9 protein-coding genes are annotated in these 10,915 nt (G+C 29.7%); 8 read left to right on the forward strand and 1 reads right to left on the reverse strand.

Annotated elements, in window-relative coordinates; genetic code table 11:
* Window positions 1–263: 263 nt before the first annotated feature.
* The 3 genes from E6248_RS08410 to argC are packed head-to-tail and all read left to right on the forward strand — an operon-like array spanning window position 264 to window position 3,915.
* On the forward strand, window positions 264–1,487 hold the full coding sequence (locus E6248_RS08410) for an argininosuccinate synthase (RefSeq protein ID WP_316340371.1): 1,224 nt from the start codon (window positions 264–266) through the stop codon (window positions 1,485–1,487).
* A gap of 2 nt (window positions 1,488–1,489) precedes the next feature.
* Window positions 1,490–2,890, forward strand: a complete 1,401-nt coding sequence (argH, locus tag E6248_RS08415) for an argininosuccinate lyase (RefSeq protein ID WP_316340372.1) — start codon at window positions 1,490–1,492, stop codon at window positions 2,888–2,890.
* Window positions 2,878–3,915 carry an N-acetyl-gamma-glutamyl-phosphate reductase gene (argC, locus tag E6248_RS08420; protein WP_316340373.1) on the forward strand — a complete coding sequence of 346 codons (1,038 nt, stop codon included), beginning with the start codon at window positions 2,878–2,880 and terminating at the stop codon, window positions 3,913–3,915. The genes argH and argC overlap by 13 nt, the downstream gene beginning before the upstream one ends.
* Before the next feature lie 145 nt (window positions 3,916–4,060).
* Here argC and E6248_RS08425 read toward each other — a convergent pair whose 3' ends face one another.
* The gene (locus tag E6248_RS08425; RefSeq protein WP_316340374.1) at window positions 4,061–4,408 is read right to left on the reverse strand and encodes a four helix bundle protein; all 348 of its coding nucleotides are present in this window, start codon (window positions 4,406–4,408) and stop codon (window positions 4,061–4,063) included.
* Between the two features lie 148 nt (window positions 4,409–4,556).
* Here E6248_RS08425 and argJ point away from each other — a divergent pair, with 148 nt between their 5' ends.
* The 5 genes from argJ to E6248_RS08450 all read left to right on the forward strand — a co-directional run bounded on the left by argJ (window position 4,557) and on the right by E6248_RS08450 (window position 10,788).
* Complete coding sequence (gene argJ, locus E6248_RS08430) at window positions 4,557–5,777, forward strand: bifunctional glutamate N-acetyltransferase/amino-acid acetyltransferase ArgJ (protein WP_316340375.1); 1,221 nt, start codon at window positions 4,557–4,559, stop codon at window positions 5,775–5,777.
* 15 nt (window positions 5,778–5,792) lie between these two features.
* A complete protein-coding gene (argB, locus tag E6248_RS08435) occupies window positions 5,793–6,647 on the forward strand; it encodes an acetylglutamate kinase (RefSeq protein ID WP_316340376.1) in 855 nt (284 codons plus the stop codon).
* Between the two features lie 16 nt (window positions 6,648–6,663).
* A complete protein-coding gene (locus tag E6248_RS08440; RefSeq protein WP_316340377.1) occupies window positions 6,664–7,821 on the forward strand; it encodes an aspartate aminotransferase family protein in 1,158 nt (385 codons plus the stop codon).
* A 291-nt stretch (window positions 7,822–8,112) separates the two neighbouring features.
* Entirely contained in the window at window positions 8,113–9,036 is a 924-nt protein-coding gene (gene argF, locus E6248_RS08445) for an ornithine carbamoyltransferase (RefSeq protein WP_316340378.1), read from the forward strand.
* 564 nt (window positions 9,037–9,600) lie between these two features.
* A complete protein-coding gene (locus tag E6248_RS08450) occupies window positions 9,601–10,788 on the forward strand; it encodes a 3D domain-containing protein (RefSeq protein ID WP_316340379.1) in 1,188 nt (395 codons plus the stop codon).
* The last annotated feature ends 127 nt before the right edge of the window (window positions 10,789–10,915 follow it).

Genomic DNA, 10,915 nt, shown 5'->3' on the forward strand with positions numbered 1-10,915 from the left:
AAATATATTTTTATGCATAAATTATTATTTTTATTACATAATTTTAATTTTTATGCAAAATAATTGTATAAATATTAATATTCTTATTGCATAATTATACTCTTATAGGTATAATTATAAACATATTTGAAATATAGTTAAAATTTAGAAATGAATAACAAGGACTTATCATAAACTCTTATTTTAGTAATTTGGAACAAATTACATCCTTAATTATTCATTGTTAATTTTTAATTTCTAATTGAAAAAAGGGGGCTTTTAATATGAAAAAATATAATAAGGTTGTACTAGCATACTCAGGAGGTCTTGATACTTCAATTATAATATCTTGGCTTAAAGAAAACTATGGCTGTGAAGTAATTGCAGTAGTTGGTAATGTTGGACAAAAAGACGAGCTTGAAGGATTAGAAGAAAAGGCACTTAAAACTGGGGCATCAAAGTATTATATAGAAGATTTAACTAAAGAGTTTGTTAATGACTATATCTTCCCTACTATTAAGGCTAATGCAATATATGAAGGAAAGTATCTATTAGGAACTTCTTTTGCAAGACCTATTATAGGAAAAAGATTAGTTGAAATTGCACTTTTAGAGGGAGCAGATGCTATATGTCATGGTTGTACTGGTAAAGGAAATGACCAAGTTAGATTTGAACTTGCTGTTAAGGCTTTTGCACCTGACATGGATATTATAGCTCCTTGGAGAATTTGGGATATTAAGTCTAGAGAAGAAGAAATAGAATATGCTTTAAATAGAAAGATTCCTATTTCTATAAGCTATGAAACTAATTATAGTAAGGACAAGAATTTATGGCACTTAAGTCATGAAGGCTTAGATTTAGAAGATCCAAGTAACGAGCCTAAGTATGATAAAATCTTAGAATTATCTAATACCTTAGAAAAGGCTCCAGATAAGGCAACTTATATTACCTTAAAATTTGAAAAAGGAATTCCAGTTGCTTTAAATGGTGAAAAATTAGATGGCGTTACTTTAATAGAGAAATTAAATGAAATTGGTGGCGAGAATGCCATTGGAATTATAGATATGGTTGAAAATAGACTTGTTGGAATGAAGTCTAGAGGAGTATATGAAACTCCAGGTGGAACTATTCTTTATAAGGCTCATAAGGATTTAGAAGAACTTTGCTTAGATAAAGAAACCGCTCATTATAAAGAAGTAATTGCATTAAAATTTGCAGAACTTGTTTACAATGGACAATGGTACACACCACTTAGAGAAGCTATAACTGCTTTTATAGATAAAACTCAAGAAAATGTTACTGGCGAAGTTAAACTTAAATTATATAAAGGAAACTTAGTTAATGCTGGAATGACATCTCCATACTCTTTATATAGTGAAGAATATGCTACTTTTGGAGAAGATGCTGTATATGATCAAAAGGATTCAGCAGGCTTTATTAATCTATTTGGACTACCTATCACTGTAAATTCAAAAATGAAGGAAGCCCTAAAAAAGGCTGGTAAATAATTATGAAACTTTGGGGTGGACGTTTTGAAAAAGGAGTTAATTCATTAGTAAATGACTTTAACTCCTCAATAAGAGTAGATTCAAGGATGTATAAAGAAGATATATTAGGTAGTTTAGCTCACGCAAATATGTTAGGTAAACAAGATATAATTCCAGAAGAAGATAGTTTAAAAATAATAGCAGGATTGAAAACAATTTTAGAAAGAATAGAAAACGGAGTAATTAAAATAGATGAGTCGTCTGAGGATATTCATAGCTTTGTTGAAGGGACTTTAACTTACTATATAGGTGATGAAGGTAAGAAGCTTCATACTGGTAGAAGTAGAAATGATCAAGTTACTTTAGATACAAAGTTATATTTAAAAGGAGCTTTAATAGAATTATCAAAGGATGTTATTAATCTTCAAGAAGTCATTTATAAAAAGGCTGAAGAAAATGTAACTACAATAATGCCTGGATATACTCATATGCAAAAGGCACAACCTATAACTTTCGCACATCATCTGCTAGCTTATTCTGAAATGTTTAAAAGAGATTTAAGCAGAATACTAGATTGCTATAAGAGACTAGATGAAATGCCACTAGGTAGCGGTGCTCTTGCAACTTCCACTTACAACATAGATAGAAATATGGTAGCTAAAGAACTTGGCTTCTCCTCTATTACTAATAATAGTTTAGACTCAGTTTCAGATAGAGATTATGCAATTGAAGCATTATCAGTTTTATCAATGATAATGATGCATTTATCAAGATTTTCAGAAGAAATTATTCTTTGGGCAACAAATGAATTTAGCTTTATAGAATTAGCTGATGAATATAGTACTGGTAGCAGTATAATGCCTCAAAAGAAAAACCCTGATGTTGCTGAACTTGTAAGAGGAAAAACCGGAAGAGTTTATGGTGACTTAATGACTTTATTAACAGTTATGAAGGGGTTACCACTAGCCTACAACAAAGATATGCAAGAAGATAAAGAGGCTTTATTTGATGCATTAGATACAGCTAACCTTTCTCTTAAAACATTCATAGGAATGCTCAGCACATTAAAAGTCAATAAATCTAACATGAAAAAAGGAGCTACCTTAGGATTTACAAATGCCACTGATGTAGCAGATTACTTAGTTAAAAAAGGTGTTGCTTTTAGAGTAGCTCATGAAATAGTTGGTGAAATAGTTCTTTATTGTATAAGAAAAGACTTAGCAATTGATGATTTATCAATGGAAGAATTTAAAAACTTCTCACCTATATTTGAAGAAGATATTTATGTAGCAATAGATTTAGTTACATGTGTTGAGGAAAGAAAAGTATTTGGAGGCCCAAGTTCCTCTTCAGTAAGAATACAATTAGACTTACTAAAAGAATCAATCAAAAATACTAAGGAGGCTATCGCATGCTTAAAGTAGGAATTATTGGAGCTACAGGCTATGTTGGTGCAGAGCTACTTAGACTTTTATTAAACCATCCAAAGGTTAAGGTTGAAGCCATAAGTTCTGTATCTTATGAAGGCGAAGAAATATCATCTATATACAAAAACTTTTATGGAGTAACTAATTTAATATGTGAAAATCAAGATGAAGTAATAAAAAAATGTGATGTAATATATGCTGCACTTCCTCATGGATTAAGCGAAGAAATTGCAGAATTAGTATTTAAGGGAAATAAAGTCCTAATAGATCTTGGGGCAGATTTTAGACTTGAAAATGAAGAAGACTATAAAACTTGGTATGGTAAAGACTATAAATTTAAAGATCTTCATAAAGAAAGTATTTATGCTTTACCTGAATTTAATAGAGATAAGATAAAGGATTATAAAATAATAGCTAATCCTGGCTGTTATCCAACTTCAATAGAGCTTGGACTTATGCCTTTATTAAAAAATTCTATTATAAAAACTGATAATATAATTTGTGATTCTAAATCAGGAGCCACTGGTGCAGGAAGAGGTCTTACATTAAAGTCTCACTATCCTGAACTTAATGAAAACTTTTCTCCTTATGGTATAGGCTCACATAGACATACTCCTGAAATAGAGGAATGTTTATCTAAAATAGCGGATGAAAAAGTACAAGTAACCTTCACTCCTCACCTACTACCAATAAACAGAGGAATAGTTTCAACAATTTATTGTAGTCCTAAATCTAAGAATGTAAACTTAGAAAAACTTCATAAATTATATTCAGAATTTTACAAAAATGAAGCATTTATAAATGTGCTTCCACTTGGGGAAACAGCTTCAATAAAAGAAGTTAAACACACTAATTTCTGCAATATTTCATTACATCTAAATCACAGAAAAGATGGAATAATAATAGTAAGTGCTATTGACAATATGATAAAAGGCGCTGCCGGACAAGCCATACAGAATATGAATATAATTCTAGGCTTCGAAGAAACTGATGGGTTAAAATTAATTTCTGCAGGAAATTAATTTTAATGAAAGAATGAAAGAATGAAAGAATGAAAGAATGAAAAAATGAAAAAAATTAATAATGAAGGAATTAAGTAATGAAGTAATAAAAGAATTAAGGAATTGGGGAATTAGAGAGTTATAAGAAATTGCTTTAATTAATAAATTATGAAATCTCTTTGCTTTTTCTGACTATATTTATTAATAAAATCTTTACCTCTATGCAATGTGTTATATATTTTTTATATTCTGCTTCATTTATTATTTCTGCTTTTGATAATAAATTTAGCCAGTACTCAGACTCATTTGCTTCTTTTAGAGCAATACTCATTTTATTTATAAAATCTTTCTTACTTTGGGCATATTGAGCTTCTGTTACATTTGCTCCAATGGACGTTGCTGATCTAACTAACTGTTTTGATAAAATATACTCTTTTTCATTTTTTAATTTTAGATATAGTTTTACTATATCTAAACTGAAGTTAAAACTTTTATCTAATATGGCATTTTTCATAAACTTTATCACCTCCTATTAGATTATTAACTTTATAATATTTATCTTATTCACATTTTTATAAACTTATTTACTAAATATAATTTTACTTCACCTTTAATTTCTTCATTTTTTCATTTTTCCAATTACTAAAAAGGGGGTTTTTATTTTGAAACTACTATCTAATCAAGGTGTTACAGCACCTAAAGGATTCCTTGCATCTGGAATTCACTGTGGTCTTAAAAAAAATAATTTAAAGCTAGACTTAGCTCTTATTTATTCAGAAGTACAAGCTAATTCTGCTGGTGTTTATACTAAAAATAAGGTTAAGGGGGCTCCTATTTATATAACTAAGGAGCATTTATCTAATAAAAAAGCTCAGGCTATTATAGTTAATAGTGGAAATGCTAATACATGCAACGGAAGCGATGGATTAGTTAAGGCTAAGAGAATGGCTGAGCTTCAGGGGAAAGCTCTTAGATTAAAAACTAGTGATATACTAGTTGCTTCTACTGGGGTTATTGGTGTTCCCCTTAATATTGATGCTATTAAAGATGGAATTCCAATGTTAACTGAAAGACTTTCAAAGGAAGGCTATGAAGATGCTGCTACAGCAATAATGACTACAGACACTTATAAAAAACAGCTTGCCTTTGAATTTAAAATAAAGGATAAGGTAGTTACAATTGGGGCAATGGCTAAGGGATCAGGAATGATTGAGCCAAATATGGGAACTATGCTTTCTTTTATTACAACAGATTTAAATATTTCTGGTGAACTGCTATCTGAGGCATTAAAGGAAAGTACTAAAATAAGTTATAACAGGGTAAGTGTTGATGGAGATACTAGTACTAATGATATGGTTCTTGTACTAGCTAATGGTTTAGCTTCCAATGAAGAAATAGTTGAAAAAAATGATGATTACTACACTTTTATTGATGTCTTAAACACTTTAAACATCACTCTTTCTAAAATGATTGCTAAAGATGGTGAAGGTGCTACTAAGCTTATTGAATGTATAGTAAGTAATTGCAAGTCAGAAAAAGATGCAGAAATACTTTCTAAAAGCGTTATTAACTCACCTCTTGTAAAAACTGCAATATTTGGTAGTGATGCTAATTGGGGAAGGGTATTATGTGCCCTTGGTTATTCTGGAGTAAATATTAATCCTGATAAAGTTAATCTATCATTTAAAAGCTCTGTTGGGGAAGTTGAAGTTTGCAAAGATGGAATGCCTCTACCTTTTGATGAAGTTAAGGCAAAGGAAATATTATTAAAAGATGAAATTCAAATTTTAATAAGTATGAATTCAGGGAAATATTCTTCAAAGGCTTGGGGATGCGACTTAAGCTATGATTATGTGAAAATAAATGGAGATTATAGAAGCTAAAGGAGGCGCTAGAAAGTGAATTATATAGAATATGCAAAGGTACTAACTCAAGCACTTCCCTACATTCAATCCTTAGCTGGAAAGATTGTAGTTATAAAGTATGGTGGAAATGCTATGACTAGTGAAGAACTTAGGAAAAGTGTAGCAACTGATATAGTTTTAATGCAATGTGTTGGTTTAAAACCTGTTATTGTCCATGGTGGTGGCCCAGATATTTCAGAGTTTTTAACTAAAATAGGTCAAGAAAGCAAATTTATAGATGGCCTTAGATACACTGATGAAAAGACTATGGAAATAGTTAAAATGGTCTTAGGTGGTAAAGTTAATAAGGATATAGTTTCATTAATAGAAAGTGCTGGTGGTAAAGCTATTGGCCTAACTGGCTTAGATGGTTCCTTTATAAAAGCAAAGAAATTTGAAGGTTCATTAGACCTTGGGTATGTTGGTGAAATCACATCTATAGATACTACTATAATTGATATGGCCCTTTCAGCTGGATATATCCCAGTAATAGGCTCAGTTGCAATAGGGGAAAACTCTACTGAGTCCTACAATATAAATGCTGATACATGTGCTGCTAAATTATCGGCTGCACTTAAAGCAGAAAAACTTATACTTTTAACTAATGTACCAGGGCTAATGGTAGATCCCAAAGATCCAGCTTCATTAATATCAACATTAAGATTACATGAGGTTAAAAAATTATATGCAGATAAAATAATACATGGTGGAATGATTCCAAAAATAGAATGCTGCGTTGAAGCAGTAAGGATGGGTGTTAAGACAGCTCATATAGTAGATGGAACTTTGCATCATTCAATACTACTTGAACTACTATCAAATGAAGGAATTGGAACAATGATCTATTAAAAAGGGGGCTTTTAAAATGTCAAATAATTTACCTTTAATGTCAACTTACTCTTACCTCTCTGTTAACTTAGTTAAGGGAGAAGGTTCTTATCTTTTTGATGATAAAGGAAATAAATATATAGATTTTACTAGTGGAATTGGTGTTAATAGTCTTGGATATGGAGATAATGACTGGGTTCAAGCTATTACTGACACTGCTTCTACTCTTCAACATACATCAAATATTTTCTTAAATGAAAAAACCTTAGCTCTTTCTGAAAAGTTAGTTGAAATTACAAAGATGGATAAGGTTTTTCTTTGTAATTCTGGGGCAGAAGCTAACGAAGGAGCTATAAAGCTTGCTAGAAAATATAGCTTTGACAAATATGGATTAAATAGACACAAAGTATTAACTTTAAAACAATCTTTCCATGGAAGAACTTTAGCTACATTAACAGCAACTGGTCAAGATAAATTCCACAACTACTTCTTCCCTTTCCCAGGTGGATTTGATTATGTAGACGTTAATGATATACAAGACTTTAAAAATAAAGCAAGCAATGAAGTTTGTGCAATTATTATGGAAGCTATTCAAGGCGAAGGTGGAGTTCATCCATTAAACTCTGACTTTGTAAAGGAAGTTTATGAGATTTGTAAGGAAAAAGACATTCTCTTAATCTTTGACGAAGTACAATGTGGAATCGGAAGAACTGGAAAAGTATTTGGCTATGAATCCTATAATGCAAAGCCTGATATAGTTACAATTGCGAAGGGATTAGGGGCTGGACTTCCTATTGGAGGCTTCTTATGTAATAAAAAATTATCACAAACCTTTAATCCTGGCGATCATGGAACTACTTTTGGTGGAAATCCAGTTGTTTGCTCTGGAGCCTTAGTAGTCTTAGAAAAACTTTGCAATGAAAAAGCATTAAAGGAAATAGAAGAAAAAGGACAATACTTAAAATATCTATTAAAAAACATTGACTCGCACTTTATAAAAGATGTAAGAGGAAATGGATTAATGATAGGAATAGAAGTAACTGTCCCACCTTCTGAAATTCAAAAGAAGGCATTAAAAAAGGGCTTATTAGTACTAACTGCTGGAAAGAACGTAGTTAGACTTCTTCCTCCACTTATAATTTCAAAAGAAGAAATTGAAGCAGGAGTTAAAATATTAGAAGAAGTAATAATATAATAATTAATCAATTAAAGAATGAAAAAATGAAAGAATTAAAGTATGAAAAGATAGAGATACAAATTCATATGTAGACTAGTTTTTAACTCAAATTCTTTATAAAAAATTAAGCTGAGCTGAATTTCCCCTTCATTTTTTCATGTTAATAAAAACATTAGTTTTTATTAACTTTTCATTCTTTCATTATTCATTGCAATATTATTTAAAATTAAGAAATTAAATTTTGTTTAATTTCAACAATAACTGTTAATTGTTACTTGTTAATTGTTAACTGAAACTTTGGGGGTATTTATGAAAAAGGATTTATTAAAAATGGAAGATTTATCGAAGGATGAAATTTTAGATATACTTAATTTAGCTGATCAATTAAAGTATGAGCTTAAGCATAATATTAAACATCATCACTTAGATGGCAAAACTCTTGGTATGATTTTTGAAAAAGCTTCTACAAGAACTAGGGTTTCTTTTGAAGCGGGCATGTATCAACTTGGGGGCTATCCCCTATTCTTAAGTTCTAATGATTTGCAAATTGGTCGTGGAGAACCTATTGAAGATACTGCTAGGGTTCTTTCAAGATATGTTAATGGAATTATGATAAGAACTTTCGATCAAGGAGAAGTTGAAGCCCTTGCTAAATGTTCAAGCATTCCAATTATTAATGGACTTACTGATGATGAGCATCCTTGCCAAGTCCTAGCTGATTTAATGACTATTAGAGAAGATAAAAATATATTAGACGGCCTTAAAGTTGCTTATATTGGCGATGGAAATAATATGGCTCAATCACTTCTAGTAGGATGTCTACAAGTAGGAATGAATATTTCTTTAGCAGTTCCTAATAATTATATGATAAAGGAACATTATATTAATAAAGGAAATGAAATTGCTGAAGCTAATAATTTAAAGTTCGAAATAGTTGATGATCCTAAAAAAGCAATTATAGATGCTGATGTTGTAATAACTGATGTTTGGGCAAGCATGGGTAAAGAGGATGAGGCTAAAGAAAGAGTAAAAGCATTTAATGGCTATCAAGTAAATGCTGAACTTATGACTTTAGCTAAAGAAGATGCAATAGTACTGCATTGTTTACCTGCTCATAGAGAAGAAGAAATCACTGCAGAAATATTAGAAAAGCATGCTGATACCATTTTTGAAGAAGCTGAAAATAGGCTTCATGTTCAAAAAGCAGTTTTAGTTAAGCTTATAAACAAATAAACTAAAGGAAATTATTTAATTCTCCTAATCAATTTATTTAATTATATATTTAACAACTAAGATTAGAAAATGAAGGAATAGTGGATGTAAATTGGTCCAAATCACCTATAAGTTAAAGATAAAATATTTATTTAAACTCCCTGTATAAATGTAGGGAGTTTTATTTTCATTTAATTTATCTACGACACTTCTAAGATACTGAACTAATTTTAAATTACTAAAACACCTCTTTATTAATTAATCTATTAGGATAGTAAAATGTTGAAAACTTGCTATTTAATTGAATCTTATAGTATCATAAATATTATTAAGTCCCTTTTAATAAATTTAATAATGGCTAATTTTATACTTTCTTTATATATTATTTAAAATTTAGTCACATTTATTATTTATATTAATACATATCTTTCAATTAAGAATTTACATTATTATAGTTCTATAACCTTAGAAACTAAATATATTTATTTAAGTATAGATAAAAATTGAAAGTATAGATTATATGTCCTTTCATAGGATTCTAAAATTATAATGTGATCTAAAATCAAACTCAGGAGGTGCTTTTTATTGAGTAAGAAAAAAGTTTTCTCTTTAGTACTAGTATTATTTTTATGCTTAAATAATACATATAACATTGCATTTGCAGAGCCTAACTCTTCTAGCAATGGTACTATTGATGAAAACATGACAAAATATAAAGAACTAGATGGAAAAGCTTTAGAGCTAGATGCTGAAGTTGGAAAACTAAATAATGAAATTGAAGAAATAAATAATAAACTTGAAAAGAACAATACTGAAATTACAAATGCTGAAGCAGAAATAGAAAATATAAATAAAAAGATTGAAGAGTCACAATTTGAAATTAAAGAAAGAGAAGACTTAATGAGCAAGCGTATTCGTTCCATGTATAAAAGCAACATGGCAACAGATATGATATATTATATTCTAACTTCTGAAAGTATTTTTGATTTATTCTCAAGAATAGATGCTATTAGCAAGATAATTTCAGTAGATAAAGATATAATTTCAGAGATTAATGAAAAGAAAGAAGACTTAGTAAATGATAGTAAAAAAATAGAAGAAAGAAAAGAAGATCTAAAAAAACTATCAGCTTCTATAGAAAATGATTTAGCTGAAATCAATAAGAAAAAAGAAGAACAAGAATCTCTTTTAGCTAAATTAAATGAAGAGAAAGATTCATTAATGTCAATTATAGAAGCTAATGAAGTAAATTTGGTTTCTAATACTATTACTATAGTTGATAGCAGTGATTCTATCTCTAAGCTTAAAGATGCCTTAAGCACTTTAAGAGGTCTATTACCTCAACTTAATAGTAGTTATGCCATTAGCTTAGTTGAAGATGCTATTTCTAATGCTGAAAATAAAATTTACACTTTAGAAATAGAGGAAAATTCAATTTCTCAAAATAGCAATAACTTTAATGAAAGTAATGATAGTACAAGTTCTGGTTATTTAGCTACATACTCAATGTCTGCAACAGCTTACACTGGACATGGTCTTACAGCTTTAGGTCTAAAACCTGTAAGGGATCCAAATGGATTAAGCACAGTTGCTGTAGATAAAAACGTAATACCACTCGGCTCAAAGGTCTACGTAGAAGGTTATGGATATGCTATAGCTTCAGATACAGGTGGAGCTATTAAAGGAAATAAAATTGACCTTTACTTTAATACCCTTGAAGAATGTTATTCCTTTGGTAGAAGAACTGTTACAGTTCATGTAATATCTAACTAAGTTTAGTTTAAAAAATAAAATGTCTATGTTATGCTTAGTTGACCTTTGGCAAGTTGCAATTCAACTTTCACATAACATTTGTAAACTTTATTTTTTATAGATAAAATAACTGTTTAAAACTTTAATT

It is taken from the genome of Clostridium sp. (assembly GCF_032552055.1).
GTDB lineage: Bacteria > Bacillota > Clostridia > Clostridiales > Clostridiaceae > Clostridium.